22 protein-coding genes and 2 tRNA genes are annotated in these 20,475 nt (G+C 67.0%); 18 read left to right on the top strand and 6 right to left on the bottom strand.

Features of this window, described 5'->3' with window-relative positions; all coding sequences use genetic code 11:
• Position 1 precedes the first annotated feature (1 nt).
• The 9 genes from WFQ67_RS14855 to WFQ67_RS14895 are packed head-to-tail and all read left to right on the top strand — an operon-like array spanning position 2 to position 7,731.
• Positions 2-961: a MerR family transcriptional regulator gene (locus WFQ67_RS14855; protein WP_337057331.1), complete on the top strand. Its 960-nt coding sequence runs from the start codon at positions 2-4 to the stop codon at positions 959-961.
• Positions 949-2,379 (top strand): deoxyribodipyrimidine photo-lyase, encoded by a 1,431-nt coding sequence (gene phrB / locus WFQ67_RS14860; protein ID WP_337057332.1) that lies wholly within the window; start codon positions 949-951, stop codon positions 2,377-2,379. Before WFQ67_RS14855 ends, phrB begins: the two co-directional genes overlap by 13 nt.
• Positions 2,376-2,798 (top strand): nuclear transport factor 2 family protein, encoded by a 423-nt coding sequence (locus WFQ67_RS14865; protein ID WP_213626258.1) that lies wholly within the window; start codon positions 2,376-2,378, stop codon positions 2,796-2,798. Before phrB ends, WFQ67_RS14865 begins: the two co-directional genes overlap by 4 nt.
• The gene (locus WFQ67_RS14870; RefSeq protein WP_213626259.1) at positions 2,795-3,559 is read left to right on the top strand and encodes an SDR family NAD(P)-dependent oxidoreductase; all 765 of its coding nucleotides are present in this window, start codon (positions 2,795-2,797) and stop codon (positions 3,557-3,559) included. The genes WFQ67_RS14865 and WFQ67_RS14870 overlap by 4 nt, the downstream gene beginning before the upstream one ends.
• Positions 3,556-4,803, top strand: a complete 1,248-nt coding sequence (locus WFQ67_RS14875; protein ID WP_337057333.1) for an NAD(P)/FAD-dependent oxidoreductase — start codon at positions 3,556-3,558, stop codon at positions 4,801-4,803. The genes WFQ67_RS14870 and WFQ67_RS14875 overlap by 4 nt, the downstream gene beginning before the upstream one ends.
• A complete protein-coding gene (locus WFQ67_RS14880; protein ID WP_213626261.1) occupies positions 4,800-5,600 on the top strand; it encodes a DUF1365 domain-containing protein in 801 nt (266 codons plus the stop codon). Before WFQ67_RS14875 ends, WFQ67_RS14880 begins: the two co-directional genes overlap by 4 nt.
• Complete coding sequence (locus tag WFQ67_RS14885) at positions 5,587-6,858, top strand: SAM-dependent methyltransferase (RefSeq protein ID WP_213626262.1); 1,272 nt, start codon at positions 5,587-5,589, stop codon at positions 6,856-6,858. The genes WFQ67_RS14880 and WFQ67_RS14885 overlap by 14 nt, the downstream gene beginning before the upstream one ends.
• Entirely contained in the window at positions 6,851-7,360 is a 510-nt protein-coding gene (locus WFQ67_RS14890) for a DUF2878 domain-containing protein (RefSeq protein ID WP_213626263.1), read from the top strand. The genes WFQ67_RS14885 and WFQ67_RS14890 overlap by 8 nt, the downstream gene beginning before the upstream one ends.
• A gap of 47 nt (positions 7,361-7,407) precedes the next feature.
• Complete coding sequence (locus tag WFQ67_RS14895) at positions 7,408-7,731, top strand: YkgJ family cysteine cluster protein (RefSeq protein WP_337057334.1); 324 nt, start codon at positions 7,408-7,410, stop codon at positions 7,729-7,731.
• Positions 7,732-7,955: 224 nt separating this feature from the next.
• Here WFQ67_RS14895 and WFQ67_RS14900 read toward each other — a convergent pair whose 3' ends face one another.
• From WFQ67_RS14900 to hemA, 6 genes are all read right to left on the bottom strand, one after another.
• Positions 7,956-8,471 (bottom strand): acyloxyacyl hydrolase, encoded by a 516-nt coding sequence (locus WFQ67_RS14900; RefSeq protein WP_213626264.1) that lies wholly within the window; start codon positions 8,469-8,471, stop codon positions 7,956-7,958.
• Between the two features lie 111 nt (positions 8,472-8,582).
• On the bottom strand, positions 8,583-9,380 hold the full coding sequence (gene murI, locus WFQ67_RS14905; protein WP_213626265.1) for a glutamate racemase: 798 nt from the start codon (positions 9,378-9,380) through the stop codon (positions 8,583-8,585).
• Positions 9,373-10,128: a molybdopterin-synthase adenylyltransferase MoeB gene (locus WFQ67_RS14910; RefSeq protein WP_213626266.1), complete on the bottom strand. Its 756-nt coding sequence runs from the start codon at positions 10,126-10,128 to the stop codon at positions 9,373-9,375. Before WFQ67_RS14910 ends, murI begins: the two co-directional genes overlap by 8 nt.
• A complete protein-coding gene (gene prmC / locus WFQ67_RS14915; protein ID WP_337057335.1) occupies positions 10,122-10,952 on the bottom strand; it encodes a peptide chain release factor N(5)-glutamine methyltransferase in 831 nt (276 codons plus the stop codon). The genes WFQ67_RS14910 and prmC overlap by 7 nt, the downstream gene beginning before the upstream one ends.
• A gap of 1 nt (position 10,953) precedes the next feature.
• Positions 10,954-12,036, bottom strand: a complete 1,083-nt coding sequence (prfA, locus tag WFQ67_RS14920; protein ID WP_173172545.1) for a peptide chain release factor 1 — start codon at positions 12,034-12,036, stop codon at positions 10,954-10,956.
• Positions 12,033-13,307: a glutamyl-tRNA reductase gene (hemA, locus tag WFQ67_RS14925; protein ID WP_111260988.1), complete on the bottom strand. Its 1,275-nt coding sequence runs from the start codon at positions 13,305-13,307 to the stop codon at positions 12,033-12,035. Before hemA ends, prfA begins: the two co-directional genes overlap by 4 nt.
• Positions 13,308-13,492: 185 nt before the next feature.
• Here hemA and WFQ67_RS14930 point away from each other — a divergent pair, with 185 nt between their 5' ends.
• The 9 genes from WFQ67_RS14930 to ychF all read left to right on the top strand — a co-directional run bounded on the left by WFQ67_RS14930 (position 13,493) and on the right by ychF (position 20,444).
• Positions 13,493-15,220, top strand: coding sequence for a tetratricopeptide repeat protein (locus tag WFQ67_RS14930; protein WP_173172543.1), 1,728 nt, complete (start codon positions 13,493-13,495; stop codon positions 15,218-15,220).
• A gap of 3 nt (positions 15,221-15,223) precedes the next feature.
• Positions 15,224-15,841: a lipoprotein insertase outer membrane protein LolB gene (gene lolB, locus WFQ67_RS14935; protein ID WP_213626268.1), complete on the top strand. Its 618-nt coding sequence runs from the start codon at positions 15,224-15,226 to the stop codon at positions 15,839-15,841.
• A 7-nt stretch (positions 15,842-15,848) separates the two neighbouring features.
• A complete protein-coding gene (ispE, locus tag WFQ67_RS14940; RefSeq protein WP_337057336.1) occupies positions 15,849-16,700 on the top strand; it encodes a 4-(cytidine 5'-diphospho)-2-C-methyl-D-erythritol kinase in 852 nt (283 codons plus the stop codon).
• 35 nt (positions 16,701-16,735) lie between these two features.
• Positions 16,736-16,810, top strand: a tRNA-Gln gene (locus WFQ67_RS14945).
• Between the two features lie 54 nt (positions 16,811-16,864).
• Positions 16,865-16,939, top strand: a tRNA-Gln gene (locus tag WFQ67_RS14950).
• An 87-nt stretch (positions 16,940-17,026) separates the two neighbouring features.
• Positions 17,027-17,968 carry a ribose-phosphate pyrophosphokinase gene (locus tag WFQ67_RS14955; protein ID WP_021220434.1) on the top strand — a complete coding sequence of 314 codons (942 nt, stop codon included), beginning with the start codon at positions 17,027-17,029 and terminating at the stop codon, positions 17,966-17,968.
• A gap of 107 nt (positions 17,969-18,075) precedes the next feature.
• On the top strand, positions 18,076-18,684 hold the full coding sequence (locus WFQ67_RS14960) for a 50S ribosomal protein L25/general stress protein Ctc (RefSeq protein ID WP_213626269.1): 609 nt from the start codon (positions 18,076-18,078) through the stop codon (positions 18,682-18,684).
• A 34-nt stretch (positions 18,685-18,718) separates the two neighbouring features.
• A complete protein-coding gene (gene pth, locus WFQ67_RS14965; RefSeq protein WP_111260993.1) occupies positions 18,719-19,303 on the top strand; it encodes an aminoacyl-tRNA hydrolase in 585 nt (194 codons plus the stop codon).
• A gap of 40 nt (positions 19,304-19,343) precedes the next feature.
• Positions 19,344-20,444 carry a redox-regulated ATPase YchF gene (ychF, locus tag WFQ67_RS14970; RefSeq protein WP_111260994.1) on the top strand — a complete coding sequence of 367 codons (1,101 nt, stop codon included), beginning with the start codon at positions 19,344-19,346 and terminating at the stop codon, positions 20,442-20,444.
• The last annotated feature ends 31 nt before the right edge of the window (positions 20,445-20,475 follow it).

The raw sequence follows: 20,475 nt of genomic DNA on the forward strand, positions 1-20,475 counted from the left end.
CATGGACGAACACGAAGACACCCCACTCGACGGCGATTTCCAGGAAGCCCTGGCCCGCGGCCTGCTGCCCATCCGCGACGTATCGCGACTCACCGGCGTCAACCCGGTGACCCTGCGCGCCTGGGAGCGCCGCTACGGCCTGGTGCTGCCCCAGCGCACCGCCAAGGGCCACCGCCTCTATGCGCCCGAGCACGTGGCGCGCATCCGCGCGGTGCTCACCTGGCTCGACCGCGGCGTCCCCGTGGGCCAGGTGAAAGGCCTGCTGCGTGGTGGCCAGCATGCCGCCCTGGCCCCCTCGTCACTGTGGGACGAGCAGCGCCACCAGCTGCTGGAAGCCATCGCCGCCCTGGCCGAACGGCGCCTCGACGAACGCTTCAACGCAGCGCTGTCGATCTACCCGCCGCTCACCCTCTGCCTGCAGTTGCTGCTGCCCTTGCTCGAGACGCTGGAAGAGCGCTGGCGCGATGCCTACGGCGCGCGCCTGGAGCGGGTGTTCTTCAACGCCTGGCTGCGCAGCAAGCTGGGGGCCCGCATCTACCACAACAACCGCCAGCATGGCGGTGCCCCGCTGCTGCTGCTGAACCCCTGCGAACACCCCATGGCGCCCGGCCTGTGGCTGAGCGCCTGGCTGGCGAGCAACGCCGGTTGCGCCGTGGAGGTACTGGAATGGCCGATACCACCGGCCGAGCTGCCCCTGGCCGTCGCCCGCCTCGAACCCCGCGCCCTGCTGCTCTATGCCGAGCAGGCCCTGAACGGCACCAGCCTGGCCCGCCTGCTGGCCGACCCCGGTTGCCCGCTGGTGCTGGCCGGGCCCGCCGTGCACATCCATCAGCGCGAGCTGGAGGAGCTGGCCAGCCAGGGCATCCGCCCCCATCTCGCCGACGACCCGGTCGCGGCCCTGCAAACCCTGACCAGCCTCGGACTGCTGGGCAGGCATGAGGATCTTCCATGCGCCAATTGATGTGGTTCCGTTGCGACCTTCGCGTCCAGGACAACACCGCCTTGTCCGCCGCGATGGCAGCCGGGCCGACCCTCGCTCTCTACCTGATCACGCCCGGGCAATGGCTGGAACATGACGACGCCCCCGCCAAGGTGGACTTCTGGTTGCGCAACCTCGTCGCGCTCCAGGCCGAACTGGCACGCCTGAACGTGCCGTTGCTGGTGCGCCACGCCGAGCACTGGGACCAGGCCGCAGAAGCGGTCGCCCGCCTCTGTCATGAACACCAGGTCGGCGCCGTCCACGTCAACGAGGAGTACGGCATCCACGAGAGCGCCCGCGACGCGGCGGTGAAGGCCCGGCTGCAGGCGGACGACGTGCGCCTGCGCAGCCACCTCGACCAGTTGCTGTTCAAGCCCGGCAGCGTGCTGACCAAGAGCGACGGCTACTTCCAGGTCTTCAGCCAGTTCCGCAAGGTCTGCTATGCACGGCTGCACGCCGCCCTGCCCGCCTGTGCGCCGGCGCCCGCCGTGCAGGCCCCGCTGGAGATCGAGGGCGACGCGACCCCCGCATCGGTCCAGGGCTTCGCCACCCCGGCCACCCCACTGCAGGCACTCTGGCCGGCCGGCGAGGCACATGCCCTCCAGCGCCTCGAAGCCTTCGCCGACCAGCAGATCGAGCACTACCAGGACGAACGTGACTTCCCCGCCCGCCCCGGCACCAGCCAGCTGTCGCCCTACCTCGCCGCAGGCGTGGTGTCGCCGCGCCAATGCCTGCATGCCGCGCTGCGCAGCAACCAGGGCGAGTTCGACTCGGGCAACGCCGGCGCCGTCACCTGGATCAACGAGCTGCTCTGGCGCGAGTTCTACAAGCACATCCTGGTGGGCTACCCGCGCGTCAGCCGGCATCGTGCCTTCCGCCCCGAAACCGAGGCGCTGCGCTGGCGCGACGCGCCGGAGGAGCTGCACGCCTGGCAGCAGGGGCGTACCGGCATCCCCATCGTCGACGCGGCGATGCGCCAGTTGCTCGCCACCGGCTGGATGCACAACCGCCTGCGCATGGTGGTGGCCATGTTCCTCACCAAGAACCTGCTGATCGACTGGCGCGAGGGCGAGCGCTGGTTCATGCGCCACCTGATCGACGGCGACCTGGCCGCCAACAATGGCGGCTGGCAGTGGAGCGCCTCCACCGGCACCGACGCGGCGCCCTACTTCCGCATCTTCAACCCGGTCAGCCAGTCCCAGCGCTTCGACCCGCAAGGCGTGTTCATCCGCCAATGGGTGCCGGAGCTGGCCGGCCTGGACGCCAGGGACATCCACGACCCGGCCGCCCGTGGCGGGCTGTTCCTGCCGGCAGGTTATCCACAGCCCATGGTCGACCTCTCCTCCAGCCGCGACCGTGCCATCGCCGCCTTCCGCAACCTGCCCAAGGTGGCCGCATGAGCACCTTCCTGCACCGCTTCGCCGAGGACTTCGCCCGCCTGGATCGCGACAACCTCGCGCTGCTCGACACGCTGTACAGCGAGGACGCGCAGTTCACCGACCCGCTGCACCATGTCGAAGGCCTGCCCGCCATCCGCCAGTACTTCGCCGGGCTCTACGAGAACGTCAGCGACCTGAGTTTCCGCTTCCATGGCCACGACCCGGTCGGCGAGGGCGAGGGCTACCTGCGCTGGACCATGACCTACCGCCACCCGCGCCTGGACGGAGGTCGCCCAATCACGGTCGAGGGCTGCTCGCACCTGCGCTGGGGCGAACGGGTGCATTATCACCGCGACTACTTCGATGCCGGCGCGCTGCTCTACGAGCATGTGCCGCTGCTGCGCGGAGCCATCGCACTGCTCAAGAGGCGACTGGGATGAACGGGACCCGACGCATCTGGCTGACCGGCGCCAGCAGCGGCATCGGCGCCGAGCTGGCCGAACTGCTGCTGCGCGATGGCCATCGGCTCGCCCTCAGCGCGCGTCGCAGCGGCCCGCTCGAAGCGCTACGGCAACGCTTTCCCGAGCAGGTGCTGCTGGTGCCGGGCGACCTGACCGACGCCGCCCAGGTCACCGCCATGGGCGAGCGCATCGCCCAGCACTGGGGCGCGCTGGACAGCGCCATCCTCAACGCCGGCACCTGCGAATACCTGGAAGCCGGGCAGTTCGACGCCGACCTGGTCGAGCGCGTGGTAGCGGCCAACCTGCTCGCTCCGGCACGTTGCATCGAGGCCGCCCTGCCGCTGCTGCGCAAGGGCCAGCGGCCGCATCTGGTCGGCGTGGTCAGCGCAGTCACCCACTTCGCCCTGCCTCGTGCCGAAGCCTATGGCGCCTCCAAGGCCGGCCTGCGCTATCTGCTGGAATCGCTGCGCGTGGACCTGGCCCATGAAGGCCTCGACGTCACCCTGGTCAGCCCCGGCTTCGTCGACACGCCACTGACCCAGCGCAACGACTTCCCCATGCCCATGCGCTGGTCGACGCAACGCGCCGCGCACCACATCGTCCGGCGGCTCGAGCAGCGGCCGCTGGAAATCGCCTTCCCGGGCCCCTTCATCCTCGCCCTGCGCCTGCTCGCCCGGTTGCCGGCGCGGATGCGCCTGGCCCTGGGCCGACGCCTGGCCCGTAACGGAGCTCCCCAATGAAAGTCGCCATCATCGGCAGCGGCATTTCCGGCCTCACCTGCGCCTGGTTGCTGGCCCGCCAGCACGACATCCAGCTGTTCGAAGCCAGCGACTGGATCGGCGGCCACACCCACACGGTGGACGTGCACCTGCAAGGGCGTGACTACGCCGTGGACACCGGCTTCATCGTCTTCAACGACTGGACCTACCCCAACTTCATCCGCCTGATGGAGCGCCTGGGCGTGGCCAGCCAACCCACCGAGATGAGCTTCTCGGTGCACGACCCGGCCAGCGGCCTGGAGTACAACGGCAACAACCTCAACAGCCTCTTCGCCCAGCGGCGCAACCTGCTCTCGCCGGGCTTCTGGGGCATGCTGCGGGAGATCCTGCGCTTCAACCACGACGCCCAGGCGGACCTCGACGCGGGCCGCATCAACCCCGCCATCACCCTCGGCGACTACCTGCGCCTGGGTGGTTATGGCGAGCGCTTCCGCGATCACTACCTGGTGCCGATGGGGTCGGCGATCTGGTCCATGCCGCTGGAAGACATGCTGGCCTTCCCGCTGCAGTTCTTCGTGCGCTTCTTCAAGAACCACGGCCTGCTCTCGGTCAACGACCGCCCGCAATGGCGGGTCATCAGCGGGGGCTCGCGCAGCTACGTGGCGCCACTGACGGCCAGCTTCGCCGACCGCATCCGCCTGTCCTGCCCGGTGACCTGGGTCGAGCGCGACGCCGAGGGCGTGACCCTGCACAGCGCCGCCGGCAGCGAGCGCTTCGACAAGGTGGTATTCGCCTGCCACAGCGACCAGGCACTGGCCCTGCTGGCCCAGCCGAGCGCAACCGAGGCCGAGGTGCTGGGCGCCCTGCCCTACGCCGACAACGAGGTGGTGCTGCACACCGACACGCGCCTGCTGCCGCGCCGGCCACTGGCCTGGGCCAGCTGGAACTACCGCCTGGGCGGCCCCCGCCAGCGCCCGGCGGCCGTGACCTACAACATGAACATCCTCCAGGGCATCCAGGCGCCGGAGACCTTCTGCGTCAGCCTCAACCAGGGCGAGGCCATCGACCCCGCGCGCGTCCTCGCCCGCTTCAGCTACGCCCATCCGCAGTTCAGCCTCGAGGGCGTCCGCGCCCAGGCGCGCTGGGAGGAGATCAACGCCAAGCAGCACAGCTACTTCTGCGGTGCCTACTGGGGCAACGGCTTCCACGAGGATGGCGTGGTCAGCGCCCTGCGCGTGGCCCGCGAGTTCGGGGAGTCCCTGTGAACAGCGCCCTCTACAGCGGCTGGGTCAGGCACCGGCGGCACACGCCCCGGGCCCACGCCTTCCGCTACCGCATCGGCCTGCTGTACCTGGACCTGGACGAGCAGGAACAGGTGCTCGGCCTCTCTCCGCTCGCCGGACCGGGGCGCTTCGCGCCCTTCGCCTTTCGCGAGCGCGACTTCCTGCCGCAGTTCACCCGCACCGGCATGCGCCTCGCCGAGGCCGTGCGCCAGCGGGTCGGCGAGGCCCTGGGGCGGCGCCCCGAAGGCGCCATCCGCCTGCTGGCCCAGGCGCGCAGTTGGGGGCTGGCCTTCAACCCGGCGGCCTTCTTCTACTGCCATGACGCCGAGGGGCGGCTGATGGCGATCCTCTGCGAGGTCACCAATACGCCCTGGCGCGAGCGTTACCACTACGTGGTGCCGGCGGAGGGCGAGGGGCACCAGCGGGTGCGGGTCGACAAGGCCTTCCATGTCTCGCCCTTCCTGCCCCGCGAGCTGGAGTACCGCATGGCCTTCAGCCCGGTGGGGCAGCGCCTGGCGGTGCACATGGAGGACTGGCAGGGCGACACCAGGCTGTTCGATGCGACCCTCGACCTGGAACGCTGCGAGCTCGACCGCGCCAGCCTGCACCGCTACCTCGCGACTTTTCCCTGGATGACGGCCAAGACCGTCCTGGGCATCTACTGGCAGGCCCTGCGCCTGCTGATCAAACGCCTGCCACTGTTCTCCCACCAGGCGGCGGACGGCGCCTACCGCGTCGCCACCATGCATTCGAAGGAGCGTATCCATGAAGAGCCCTAGCCTCGGCGCCAAGCCGGGCCTGTTCAGCAATACCGGCCTGGCCGGCGGTCTGTTGCGCCGACTGGTAATGGCCCAGCTGGAGCGTCTGCGCCATGGCCAGCTGACGATCCTGGAAGACGGCGAGGAGCGGGTCTACGGCGACACCCAGGCCGAACTCCGGGCGCGTATCGAGGTGCAGGACCCGGCTGTCTGGCCGCTGGTGGCGAGCAATGGCTCCATCGGCTCGGGCGAGGCGTACATCCATGGCTACTGGACGACGCCGGATCTCACCGCAGTGATCCGCGTGTTCGTCGCCAACCTCGACGTACTCGACAGCATGGAGCGCGGCCTCGCGTCGCTGGGGCGACCGCTGGTGCAGGGCCTGCACTGGCTCAACCGCAACACCCGGGCCGGCTCACGGCGCAATATCGCCGCCCACTACGACCTGGGCAACGACCTGTTCGAGCAGATGCTCGACCCGACCATGATGTATTCCGCCGCGCAGTTCGCCAGCCCCGATCAGGGCCTGGAGCAGGCCCAGCTGAACAAGCTCGCGCGCATCTGCCGCAAGCTCGAACTCAAGCCCGACGACCACCTGCTGGAGATCGGCACCGGCTGGGGCAGCATGGCGCTCTACGCCGCCACCCACCATGGCTGCCGGGTGACCACCACCACGCTGTCCCGCGAGCAGTACGAATACACTCGCCGGCGCATCGAGGAACAGGGCCTGCAGTCGCGGGTCACCGTACTGCTGCAGGACTACCGCGACCTCGACGGGCGCTTCGACAAGCTGGTCTCGATCGAGATGGTCGAAGCCGTGGGCCATCGCTTCCTGCCCACCTACTTCAGCCAGTGCGCGCGCCTGCTGGAAGACGACGGGCTGATGCTGCTGCAGGCCATCACCATGCGCGACCAGCGCTACGAGCAGGCCCGGCGCAGCGTCGACTTCATCCAGCGCTACATCTTCCCCGGCGGCGCCCTGCCCTCGGTGCAGAAGATGCTGGAGGTGATCACCCGCGACAGCGACATGAACCTGCTGCACATGGAGGACTTCGGCCTGCACTACGCGCGCACCCTGCGCCACTGGCACGACAACCTGCGCGTGGCGCGGGGCCGCCTGGAACAGCTGGGCTACGACGAGACCTTCTACCGGCTCTGGGAGTTCTACCTGTGCTACTGCGAGGGCGGCTTCCTGGAGCGCGCCATCGGCACCGCCCAGTTGCTGCTCGCCAAGCCCGGCGCCCGTCCCTCGCCGCTGCTCGGCCAATTGGATGCCTAGGCGCCTGGCCAATGCGGTGCTGTTCCAGGTGGGCTGGTTCGCCTGCCTGTTCGCTGCCGACCAGCCGCTCCTGCTGCTGGTGGCGCCGGCGCTCCTGGTGCTGCATTTCCTCTGTATAGGCAGCTGGGCTGCGGACGGCCGCTTGGTAATCGCGGTGGCGTTGCTCGGCAGCCTGCTGGACTGCCTGCTGCTCAACCTGGGGCTCTTCGACTTCGGCCATGGCGGGCGCCTGATCCCGCCCTGGCTGGCGCTGCTCTGGGCGCTGCTGGGCACCACGCTGAACCACTGCCTGGCCTGGACCGCACGCCCCTGGTGGCTCGCCGCCCTGCTGGGCGCCATCGCCGGGCCCTTGTCGTACCTGGCCGGCGCTCGCCTGGCGGGGGTCGGCCTGCCGTTCGGCACCCTGCCCAGCCTGCTGGCGCTGGCCCTGATCTGGGCGGCGCTGCTGCCGTTGTTGCACCGCCTGGCGTGGCGACTGGGGCGACCCGCGCCGGGCAACTGATCGGTCCGGCCCCCATGGCGGACGCCTTTGCCGTAGACTGCGCGCCCATGAATTCCTCGCACATCCCCCTCAGGCAATTGCCTGCCACCCCCGCCGTCACCTGCTCCACCTGCGCCGCCTGCTGCTGCCAGCTGGAAGTGATGCTGATCACCGACACCGGCGTGCCCGAACGCTTCATCGAGACCGATGAGTGGGGCGGCGACGTCATGGCGCGCCTGGACGATGGCTGGTGCGCCGCGCTGGACCGCGACAGCATGCTCTGCAGCATCTACGAGAACCGCCCGCTGATCTGCCGCGAATTCGAGATGGGCGAGGCCGATTGCCTGGAAGAACGCCGGGGCATCGACAGCGCCTACGGGCGCGCGATCTGACCGGTACCTGGCACCCGGAAGGGTCCCGGGCTGAAGCCCGGGCTACGCAAATGACGCGAAAGCGACAGGTCGTCGAGACCGCATCGCGAATGAATTCGCTCCCACAAACATCGCTCCTGGCACCGCTGGGCGAATGAATTCGCCCCTACGGAAATGCCACCCGGCGATTTATCCACAGGCATAAAAAACCGGGCGCCAGGCCCGGTTCTTCGTGTCGCTCGCGCTTAGAAGGAAACGCGGTAGTGCAGGCTGTAGGCCTCTACCCCATCGTTCGGCTGCTTGATGCCGGCGTTGGAATAGTGAATGGCACGGATGCCGACTTCCTGGTTGCTGAAACGCAGACCGGCGCCGATGCGGTCTTCGAACTGGAAGGAAGAGCCCAGCTCGTTGTTTTCCAGCTCGGTGTTGGCGAACAGAGCAACACCGATACCAGCCTCGACGTAGGGCTTCACGGTTTCGCCGGCGAACTCGTAGACGAAGACCGGAGCGAACGAAATGCTGTGGTTGCTGGAGGTCTCGTCACCATCCCAGTAGGTGTAGCCGGCATCCCAGTAACCGGTCAGGCGACCCACGTCGGTCTGGAACCAGCTGCTGGAGAAATCGAACTGGGTAGCGAGGCGATAGACCATGGTCGATTCGCCGGTCTGACCAACATCGAGAGAAACATCCGCCGCCTGCGCCGCAACACCTTGCCCCACGCAAATGGCCGCGATCGCGGCCATAGAGAACAGTTTCTTCATGGAAACTTCCTTATTCAGACTTAATCGACAGGTTCAAAACGTACGATTTGTAGCGATTATAGATACGTTTGGACTAAGAGAAAGATGGCTGCCGGCAAGTTCAAGGTTTTTTTACAAGCCGAGATTTGCCACGCAAACAGCCTCTTCACCCCACAGTTTCGGCAGCACATTCTGCAGCGCCGAAGGCTCGCCACTGCTCCAGAAACGGCAAGGTTGCACCGGTCCGCAAGCCAGCAGGTCACGGGCTTCGAGCAGCCGTTGCAGCTGCCTCGCCACGGCCGCGCCGGTGTCCACCAGGCGCACCGACTCGGGGACCATCCCGACCAGCAACGGGCGCAGGAAGGGGTAATGGGTACAGCCGAGGATCAGCGTATCGCACCCTTCCGCCAGCAGCGGCTGCACGTAGCTCCAGAGCAGCGCGCGGGTCGCCTCTCCATCCAGTTCACCCGCCTCGATGCGCTCCACCAGGCCCGGGCAGGGCTGGGTGACCACGCGCACGTCATTGGCGAAGCGATCGAGCAGGGCGGCGAACTTGGCGCTCTTGAGGGTGCCGGTGGTGGCCAGCACGCCGACCACGCCGGAACGGGTCGCGGCGGCGGCGGGCTTCACCGCCGGCTCCATGCCGACGATGGGCAGCTGTGGATAACGCTCCCGCAGGTCCGCGACCGCTGCCACGGTGGCGGTGTTGCACGCCAGCACCAGGGCCTTGGCGCCCTGCTCCAGCAGGAAGCGGGTGATCGCCAGGCTGCGCTCGCGGATGAACTCCTGGCTCTTCTCGCCGTAGGGGATATGGCCACTGTCGGCCACGTACATCAGGGATTCGCTCGGCAGCAGCGCGCGGATTTCGCGCAGCACCGACAGGCCGCCGACGCCGGAGTCGAAGACGCCGACGGGAGCCTGGTCAGGCATGCGCGTTCCCGCAGACGCTGCAGCCCGGGTCGCGCTTGACCCGCAGTTCGCGGAAGCGGCCACCGAGGGCGTCCACCAGCAGCAGGCGGCCGACCAGGGGCTCACCGAAACCGGCCAGCAGCTTGAGCGCTTCGAGGGCCTGCAGGCTGCCGACCAGCCCCACCAGCGGGCCGACCACACCGGCTTCGCTGCAGGTCAGCTCGGCTTCGCTGCCATGGCCGTAGAGGCAGTGGTAGCAGGGGCTGTCGTCGCGGCGCGGGTCGAACACCGAGAGCTGGCCTTCGAGGCGGATCGCAGCGCCGGACACCAGCGGCTTGCGCGCGGCCACGCAGGCGGCGTTGACCGCCTCGCGAGTGCCGAAGTTGTCGGTGCAGTCGAGCACCAGGTCCACGGCCGCGACGGCCTTGGCCAGGGAGTCGACGTCCAGCGCGGCGCGGTGCGGCACCAGGCGCACCTCGGGGTTGAGCGCGGCGAGGCGGGCCATGGCCGAGTCGACCTTGGGCAGCCCGACGCCGTGGCTGTCGTGGATGATCTGGCGCTGCAGGTTGGTCAGGTCGACGCTGTCGAAATCCGCCAGGTGCAGTTCGCCGACGCCAGCGGCAGCCAGGTAGAGGGCGACGGGCGAGCCGAGGCCGCCGACGCCGACTATCAGTACGCGAGCCGCCTTCAGGCGCAGCTGGCCGTCGACGTCGATCTGCGGCAGGAGGATCTGCCGGCTGTAACGCAGGAGTTCTTCGTCGCTCAGCATGGCAGCCGCCCCAGGCTGATGCGCTCGTGGCCGCCGAGGTCGCGGCGGCTTTCAACGGCCTCGAAGCCCTGGCGGGCCAGCAGTTCGCGCACGGCGGCGGCCTGGTCGTAGCCGTGCTCCAGCAGCAGCCAGCCACCGGCATTCAGGTGAGCGGGGGCCTCGCTGACGATCAGGCGGATGTCGTCCAGCCCGTCGGCGCCGGAGACCAGGGCGCTGGAGGGTTCGAAGCGCACATCGCCCTCGTCCAGGTGCGGGTCGCGAGCGGCGATGTAGGGCGGGTTGCTGACGATGAGGTCGAAGCGCTCGGCGCCCAGGGTGGAGAACCAGTGGCTCTCGCGGAATTCGACGTTGTCCAGCTGGAGCCGCACGCGGTTGCGTTCGGCCAGGGCCACCGCGTCGTCGATGCGGTCGACGCCGATCAGGCGCCAGAGCGGGCGCTCGCAGGCCAGCGCCAGGACGATGGCACCGCTGCCGGTGCCGAGGTCGAGTACGCGGGCGGGAGCAGCCGGCACCAGGGCCAGGGCGGTTTCCACCAGCAGCTCGGTATCGGGACGGGGGATCAGGGTGTGCGGGGCGACTTCCAGGTCCAGGCTCCAGAAGCCCTGGCGACCGAGGATGTAGGCGACCGGCTCGCCGTTGCGGCGGCGCGCAAGGTAGCTCGCGTAGAGCTCGGCAGCCTCACCGCTGACCACGCGCTCGGGCCAGGTGTGGAGGAAGCTGCGCGGCTTGCCCAGGGCGGCGGCGAGCAGCAGCTCGGCGTCCAGGCGGGCGCTTGGCGAGTCCGGCAGGCGGGCCTCGCTGAGCAGGCTGGCGATGATGGTCACGTCAGTCCCCCAGGGCGGCCAACTGGTCGGCCTGGTATTCGGCGAGCAGCGGTTCGATGACCGACTCGACACTGCCGGCGAGTACGTCGTCCAGCGCGTAGAGGGTCAGGTTGATGCGGTGATCGGTGACCCGGCCCTGTGGATAGTTGTAGGTGCGGATGCGCTCGGAACGATCCCCGGAGCCCACCAGCAGCTTGCGGGTCTCGGAGATTTCCTTGTGGGCGGCGGCTTCCTGCTGGTCGTTCAGCTTGGCCGCGAGCCAGGCCATGGCCTTGGCGCGGTTCTTGTGCTGGGAGCGCTCTTCCTGGCACTCGACCACGATCCCGCTGGGGATGTGGGTGATGCGCACGGCGGAGTCGGTCTTGTTCACGTGCTGGCCGCCGGCGCCGGAGGAGCGGTAGGTGTCGATGCGCAGGTCCGCCGGGTTGATCTCGATGGCGGCCTGTTCGTCCGGCTCGGGGAGCACGGCGACGGTGCAGGCGGAGGTGTGGATGCGGCCCTGGGATTCGGTTTCCGGCACCCGCTGCACGCGGTGCGCACCGGACTCGAACTTGAGCTTGGCGTAGACGTTGTCACCCTCGACGCGGGCGATCACCTCTTTATAGCCGCCGTGCTCGCCCTCGTTCTCGGAGAGGATCTCCACCCGCCAGCCCTGGCGCTCGGCGTAGCGCGAGTACATGCGGAACAGGTCGCCGGAGAAGATCGCCGCCTCGTCGCCACCGGTGCCGGCGCGGATCTCGAGGAACACGTTGCGGCCGTCGTTGGGGTCCTTGGGCAGCAGCATGCGCTGCAGGCGGGCCTCCAGTTCGACCAGTTGCTCACGGGCCTGGGCGACTTCTTCTTCGGCCATCTCGCGCAGGTCCGGGTCGCTGTCCTTGAGCAGCGCCTGGGCGCCTTCGAGATCGGACTGCACCTTGCGGAACTCGCGGAAGGCGAGGATGACCGGCTCGACCTCGGCGTATTCCTTGGAATAGGCGCGGAACTTGGCCTGGTCGCTGATGACTTCGCCATCGCCGAGCAGGGCCGTGAGTTCCTCGAAACGGTCCTGGAGGATGTCGAGCTTCTTGAGCAGTGACGCTTTCATTGGGCTTGCTTGTCCGTGCCCTCGTCGAGGGCGAAGAGTTCCTGGGCCACGGCGAGCGCATCGAAGCGGCCGTCGGCAGAGAGTTTTTTCAGCTGCACGCTGGGCGCGTGCAGCAGCTTGTTGGTGAGGCCACGGGCGAGCTGGGCCATGACGTCCTCGGCGGAGCTGCCGTTGGCCAGCATGCGCTGCGCCTTGGCCAGCTCCTCGTCGCGGGTGCGCTCGGCCTGCTGGCGGTAGGCGCGCAGCACGTCCACCGCAGCCAGCTCGCGCAGGCGCTGCATGAACTCCTGCACGCCGCTGCCGACCAGCTCCTCGGCGGCCTGGGCGGCGCCCTGGCGGCTCTTGAGGTTCTCGGCGACCACTTCGTGGAGGTCGTCGACGGTATAGAGGTAGACGTCGTCCAGTTCGCCGACCTCGGGCTCGATGTCGCGGGGGACGGCGATGTCGACCATGAAGATCGGCTTGTGCTTGCGCTGCTTCAGCGCGCGCTCGACCGCACCCTTGCCGAGGATCGGCAGCTGGCTGGCGGTGGAGCTGATGACGATGTCGCTGTTGACCAGCTCGTCGGGGATATCGGCCAGCAACACCGCGTGGGCACCGAACTGCTCGGCGAGCATGCTGGCGCGCTCCAGGGTGCGGTTGGCGACGACGATGCGCTTCACGCCCTGCTCGTGCAGGTGGCGGGCGACCAGGGTGATGGTCTCGCCGGCGCCGATCAGCAGCGCCTGGCTGCGGTGCATGTCGGTGAAGATCTGCTTGGCCAGGCTGACCGCGGCGAACGCCACGGAGACCGGGTTCTCGCCGATCGCGGTATCGGTGCGCACGGTCTTGGCGGTGCTGAAGGTGGCCTGGAACAGGCGCCCCAGCAGCGGGCCGACGGTGCCGGCCTCACGCGCCACGGCGTAGGCGGATTTCATCTGGCCGAGGATCTGCGGCTCGCCGAGGACCATGGAATCGAGCCCCGAGGCGACGCGCATCATGTGGCGGACGGCGGAGTCGTCCTGGTGCACGTAGGCGCAGGCGCGCAGTTCTTCGAGGCTGAGGTTGTGGTAGCCGGCGAGCCAGGCGAGGACCTCGTCGGCGGAAACCTGGTCCTGCTCCAGGTAAAGCTCGCTGCGGTTGCAGGTGGAGAGGATCGCCGCTTCGCGACTGGGGGTGAGGCGACACAGCTGCTGCAGGGCCTCGACCAGTTGCTCGGGGGTAAAAGCCACGCGCTCACGCACATCCACGGACGCGGTTTTGTGGTTGATACCGAGGGCAAGAAAGGCCATGCAGGGTCGCTAACGAAATCAGGAGGCGCGCAATTGTCCTCCTTCGACAGATTGAGAACAACCACCGCTCGCTATTGTCACAATCACCATGAACCCGCCCGACAATGTATCGGCCCTTGCCCCATGGGCTTGCCCAGCCGCTTGTGTCATGATGCTCCGACCGCAGGTTAGTCGCCTTTTCCCCTATGAATAAATCCTTCGCGTTGCTGACCGCCCTCCTGCTTGTCGGCGGTTGCCAGACCCTGGCCCCTTCCTCCCCGGACGGTACGCCGCCGGTGGAAGACACCAGCCAGGCGCCCGAATCCAAGCCGGAAGTCTATGGCTCCTTCAGCCGCGACACCCTGTTCGCCCTGCTCTCGGCCGAAGTGGCCGGGCAGCGCAATCGCTTCGATATCGCTCTCGGCAACTATGTCCAGCAGGCCAATGCGACCCAGGACGCCGGCGTAGCCGAACGCGCCTTCCGCATCGCCGAGTACCTGGGTGCCGACCAGGCCGCGCTGGACACCGCGCTGATCTGGGCGAAGAACGCCCCGGACAACCTCGACGCCCAGCGCGCCGCCGCCGTACAGCTGGCCCGAGGCGGCCGCTACGACGAATCCATGACCTACATGGAGAAGGTGCTACAGGGCCAGGGCGACACCCATTTCGACTTCCTCGCCCTCTCCGCCGCCGAGACCGACCCGGACACCCGCGCCGGCCTGCTGCAGAGCTTCGACCGCCTGCTCGCCAAGTACCCGGACAACAGCCAGCTGGTGTTCGGCAAGGCCGTGCTGCTGCAACAGGACGGCCGCACCGAAGAAGCCCTCGCGCTGCTGGAGGACATCCCTTCCGACGACCAGCAGATCCCGCCGATCCTGCTGCGCGCGCGCCTGCTGCAGAGCCTCGACCGCACCGACGAAGCCCTGCCTCTGCTGCAGAAGGGCATCAAGCAGCACCCGGACGACAAGCGCCTGCGCCTGACCTACGCCCGCCTGCTGGTGGAAGAGAACCGCCTGGACGAGGCCAAGTCCGAGTTCGCCGGCCTGGTGCAGCAGTTCCCCGATGACGACGACCTGCGCTTCTCCCTGGCGCTGGTGTGCATGGAGGGCGAGGCCTGGGACGAAGCCCAGGTCTACCTCGAGGAACTGGTCGACCGGGGCAGCCATGTGGACTCCGCCCACTTCAACCTCGGCCAGGTCTACGAGAAGCGTGGCGACAAGGAAAGTGCGCTGATCGAGTACGGCCTGGTCGGTGCCGGCAACGACTACCTGCCGGCCCAGCTGCGCCAGACCGAGATCCTGCTCGACGCCAACCGTCCCGACGAGGCCGCCGCGCACCTGGACAAGGCTCGCGAGGCCCAGCCCGACTACGCCATCCAGCTGTACCTGATCGAGGCCGAAAGCTTCGCCGAACGCCAGCAGCCTGACCGCTCCTGGAAAGTCATCCACCAGGGCCTGCAGCAATTCCCGGACGACCTCAACCTTCTCTATACGCGCGCGATGCTCGCGGAGAAGCGCGGCGACCTGGCGCAACTGGAGCGCGACCTGCGCTTCATCCTCGAACGCGAGCCGGAAAATGCCATGGCGCTCAATGCCCTCGGCTACACCCTCGCCGATCGCACCACGCGCTACGAAGAAGCACGCCAGTTGGTGGAGCAGGCTCACCAGCTCAAGCCGGATGACCCCGCCATCCTCGACAGCCTCGGCTGGATCAACTTCCGCCTGGGCAACATGGACGAGGCCGAGCGCCTGCTGCGCCAGGCCCTGAAGGAATTCCCCGATCACGAAGTGGCGGCCCACCTGGGCGAAGTGCTCTGGACCCGCGGCAAGCAGAGCGAAGCGCGCGAAGTCTGGTCCGAAGCCCTCAAGACCCAACCCGACAGCCCGATCCTGCGCGGCACCCTGCAGCGCCTGACCGGCTCCGAGACCCTCTGATCCATGCGTCTACGTTCACTGCTAGCCGCCGGCGCGCTGCTCCTGCTCACGGGCTGCGCCGGCCTCACCTCCCACGAGACCGTTGAAGGCCAGGGCGACCCGGCCCAGTGGAAAGCCCACAAGGAACAGGTCGCCGCCCTCGACGGCTGGCAGATCGCCGGCAAGGTCGGCATCCGCGCCCCGCGTGATTCCGGCAGCGGCACGCTGTTCTGGCTGCAACGCCGCGACTACTACGACATCCGCCTCTCCGGCCCGCTGGGTCGTGGCGCCGCCCGTCTCACCGGGCACCCGGGCGCCATCACCCTAGAAGTGGCCAACCAGGGGCGCTACGAAGCCGAATCCCCCGAGGCCCTGCTGGAAGAACAGCTGGGCTGGCGCCTGCCGGTTTCCCACCTGCAATGGTGGGTGCGCGGCCTGCCCGCCCCGGACAGCAAGAGCCGGCTGACCCTGGACGGCAAGAGCCACCTGGCGCGCCTGGAGCAGGACGGCTGGCAGGTCCAGTACCTCAGCTACGTGGAGCAGAACGGCTTCACCCTGCCCGAGCGCATCAAGCTCAAGGGCGCCGATCTCGACGTCACCCTGGTGATCAAGGACTGGCAACCGCGCCAGCTCGGCCAGTAGGCACGCCATGCAGGACGCACAGCTGATCCTCCCGGCTCCGGCCAAGCTCAACCTCATGCTGCATATCCTCGGCCGCCGCGCCGATGGCTATCACGAGCTGCAGACCCTGTTCCAGTTCCTCGAACACGGCGACGAACTCGGCTTCGCCCTGCGCCAGGATGGCGAGATCCACCTGCGCACCGAGGTGCCCGGCGTGCCCCATGACAGCAACCTGATCGTCCGCGCCGCCAGGCGCCTGCAGCAGGAATCCGGCACCTCCCTCGGCGCCGACATCTGGCTCGACAAGCGCCTGCCCATGGGCGGCGGCATCGGTGGCGGCAGCTCGGACGCCGCGACTACCCTCCTCGGCCTCGACCACCTGTGGCAGACCCACTTGGGCGAGGATCGCCTCGCCGAACTGGGCCTGGCCCTGGGCGCCGATGTACCGGTATTCGTACGCGGGCGCGCCGCCTTCGCCGAGGGCGTCGGCGAGCGCCTGCAGCCGGTCACCCTGCCCGAACCCTGGTTCCTCGTCGCCGTACCGCAAGTCTTTGTCAGCACAGCAGAAGTTTTCACCGATCCCGAGTTGACACGGAATACGCCGCCCATTAATCTTCGCAGCCTTCTTGAGGGGGGCGGTCGTAATGACTGTCAGCCGGTGGTCGAGAAGCGTTACCCGGATGTTCGTAACGCGCTGATCCTGTTGAATAATTTCACAGCAGCTAGACTGACCGGCACTGGAGCTTGTGTGTTTGGGAGCTTCCCAAACAAGGACGATGCTGATAAAGTCGCCCGCCAACTTCCAGCCACTCTGCCGAATTTCGTCGCGCGAGGAAGCAACGTCTCGATGTTGCACCGCAAGCTCGGAATCCTGGCTTGAAAGAAGTGTTGCAAGTCCTCCGGTTATACCGATACAGGGGCGTCGCCAAGCGGTAAGGCAGCAGGTTTTGATCCTGCCATGCGTTGGTTCGAATCCAGCCGCCCCTGCCATAACCCTCCAAGGGTTCGGTACGACAAGGTCTTGCAAAGAAAGTTGAAACAGATAGGGGCGTCGCCAAGCGGTAAGGCAGCAGGTTTTGATCCTGCCATGCGTTGGTTCGAATCCAGCCGCCCCTGCCATACACGAGAAAGCTGTTCAAAAAGCACCCGTGCATTTTGAACAGCTTTTTATTCATCAGGTCCACCCTCAGCCGGCAGGTACTGCGCGTGTCCAAGATGATGGTCTTCACGGGGAACGCCAACCCCGATCTGGCGCGTCGCGTCGTACGTCAATTGCACATCCCCCTCGGTGATGCCTCCGTAGGCAAGTTCTCCGACGGCGAGATCAGCGCTGAAATCAATGAAAACGTTCGCGGTAAGGACGTCTTCCTGATTCAGCCCACGTGCGCGCCCACCAACGACAACCTGATGGAACTGGTGGTGATGGCTGACGCCTTCCGCCGTTCCTCGGCGTCCCGTATCACTGCAGTGATCCCCTACTTCGGCTATGCCCGCCAGGACCGCCGCCCGCGTTCCGCTCGCGTGGCGATCAGCGCGAAGGTAGTGGCCGACATGCTCACCGTGGTCGGCGTCGACCGCGTGCTGACCGTCGACCTGCACGCCGATCAGATCCAGGGCTTCTTCGATATCCCGGTAGATAACATCTACGGCTCCCCCGTTCTGGTGGATGACATCGAAGACCAACGCTTCGACAACCTCATGATCGTCTCCCCGGACATCGGTGGCGTCGTGCGCGCTCGCGCCGTAGCCAAGTCCCTGGGCGTCGACCTGGCGATCATCGACAAGCGTCGTCCCAAGGCCAACCAGTCCGAAGTCATGCACATCATCGGTGATGTGGATGGCCGTACCTGCGTCCTGGTCGACGACATGGTCGATACCGCCGGCACCCTCGGCCACGCCGCCAAGGCCCTGAAGGACCACGGCGCCGCCAAGGTCTACGCCTACTGCACCCACCCGGTGCTGTCGGGCCGTGCCATCGAGAACATTGAAAACTCCGTGCTGGACGAGCTGGTGGTAACCAACACCATCCCCCTGTCCGCCGCGGCACAGGCCTGCTCGCGTATCCGCCAACTGGATATCGCGCCGGTCGTGGCTGAAGCGGTCCGCCGCATCAGCAATGAGGAATCGATCAGCGCGATGTTCCGCTAAGGACATCCCTGACGAAAACGCCCCGCTCCGGCGGGGCTTTTTTGCCTAACCGCCCAAGATGCTGGTCGCAAGCACTCGGGGCGGTTTGGCTATTTTGGAGAAACGTAATGACTGATTTTGCCCTGAATGCCGAAGCGCGTTCCGACCTGGGGAAAGGTGCGAGCCGCCGCCTGCGTCGTAATGCCAACCTGGTTCCCGCCGTGATCTACGGTGGCGAGAAAGCCCCGCAATCCGTAAGCCTGCTGGCCAAAGACCTGGCCAAGCTGCTGGAAAACGAAGCTGCCTTCAGCCACGTGCTGTCCCTGAACGTTTCCGGCAAGACCGAAACCGTTCTGATCAAGGCCCTGCAGCGTCACCCGGCCAAAGGCTTCGTACTGCACGCTGACTTCCAGCGCGTCGTCGCCGGCCAGAAACTGACCGCCCACGTGCCCCTGCACTTCCTGAACGAATCGACCGCCGTTGGCGTGAAGACCGGTGGTGGCGAGATCTCCCACACCATCTCCGAAGTCGAAGTCTCCTGCCTGCCGAAAGACCTGCCGGAGTTCATCGAAGTCGACCTGGCCAAAGTCGAACTGGGCCAGATCGTTCACCTGTCCGACCTCAAACTGCCGAAAGGCGTTGAGCTGGTCGCACTGGCGCACGGCAACGACCTGGCAGTGGCCAACATCCACGCCTCCCGCGTTGTGAAAGACGAAGAAGAAGGCAAAGCCGAGTAATCACTACTCGCCAGCCTGAGGAAGGGCCCCTGTCGTGACTGCCGTACAACTGATCGTCGGCCTGGGTAATCCAGGCCCTGAATACGACCAGACCCGGCATAACGCAGGGGCCCTTTTCGTTGAGCGCGTGGCGGACAGCCAGCGTGTCAACCTCTCCCTCGACAAGAAATACTTCGGCCTCGTTGGCAAGTTCAGCCACCAGGGTCGCGACGTTCGCCTGCTCATCCCCACCACCTACATGAACCGCAGCGGCCAGTCCGTGGCGGCGCTCGCCGGCTTCTTCCGCATCCCGGTCGACGCGATCCTGGTGGCCCACGACGAACTCGACATGCCTCCCGGCGTCGCCAAGCTCAAGCAAGGTGGCGGGCACGGCGGGCACAACGGGCTGCGCGACATCATCGCCCAGCTTGGCAACCAGAACGGTTTCCACCGCCTCCGGCTCGGCATCGGCCACCCGGGGCACAGCAGCCTGGTCTCCGGCTTCGTCCTCGGCCGCGCACCGCGCAGCGAACAGGAAAAGCTCGACTCCAGCATCGACTTCGCCCTCGGCGTGCTGCCGGAAATGCTCGCAGGTGACTGGACCCGCGCGATGCAGAAGCTGCACAGCCAGAAGGCCTGATCACACCTCTTTCATCGCCAATCGGCCCGAGGGACATAGCATGGGATTCAACTGCGGCATCGTCGGCCTGCCCAACGTCGGCAAGTCCACCCTGTTCAACGCCCTGACCAAATCCGGCATCGCGGCGGAAAACTTCCCCTTCTGCACCATCGAGCCGAACAGCGGCATCGTGCCGATGCCCGACCTGCGCCTCAACGCGCTGGCCGAGATCGTCAAGCCCGAGCGCGTGATCCCCACCACCATGGAATTCGTCGACATCGCCGGCCTGGTTGCGGGTGCCTCCAAGGGTGAAGGCCTGGGCAACAAATTCCTCGCCAACATCCGCGAGACCGACGCCATCGCCCACGTCGTGCGCTGCTTCGAAGACGAGAACGTCATCCACGTCTCCAACAGCGTCGACCCCAAGCGCGACATCGAGATCATCGACCTCGAACTGATCTTCGCCGACCTCGACAGCTGCGAAAAGCAACTGCAGAAGGTCGCGCGCAACGCCAAGGGTGGCGACAAGGACGCCCTGGCGCAGAAAGCCCTGCTGGAAAAACTCATCCCCCACTTCAGCGAAGGCAAGCCCGCGCGCTCCCTGCTGAAGAACCTGGGTGACGACGAGAAGCGCCTCGTCCGCGGCTTCCACCTGCTCACCAGCAAGCCGGTGATGTACATCGCCAACGTCGCCGAGGACGGCTTCGAGAACAACCCGCACCTCGACGTGGTCCGCGCCATCGCAGAAGAAGAAGGCGCCATCGTGGTACCGGTCTGCAACAAGATCGAAGCCGAGATCGCCGAGCTCGACGACGGCGAAGAGAAGGACATGTTCCTCGAAGCCCTGGGCCTCGAAGAACCAGGCCTGAACCGCGTGATCCGCGCCGGCTACGACCTGCTCAACCTGCAGACCTACTTCACCGCCGGCGTGAAGGAAGTACGCGCCTGGACCGTGCGCATCGGCGCCACCGCCCCGCAGGCCGCCGCCGTCATCCACACCGACTTCGAAAAAGGCTTCATCCGCGCCGAAGTGGTCGCCTATGACGACTTCATCCAGTTCAAGGGCGAAGCCGGTGCCAAGGAAGCCGGCAAATGGCGCCTGGAAGGCAAGGAATACATCGTCAAGGACGGCGACGTGATGCACTTCCGCTTCAACGTCTAAGCCCTCCCCGCTTTACCCGAAGCCCCCTGCG

Origin of the sequence: Pseudomonas sp. USHLN015 (assembly GCF_037153275.1) — a bacterium.
Classification (GTDB): Bacteria; Pseudomonadota; Gammaproteobacteria; order Pseudomonadales; family Pseudomonadaceae; genus Metapseudomonas; species Metapseudomonas tohonis.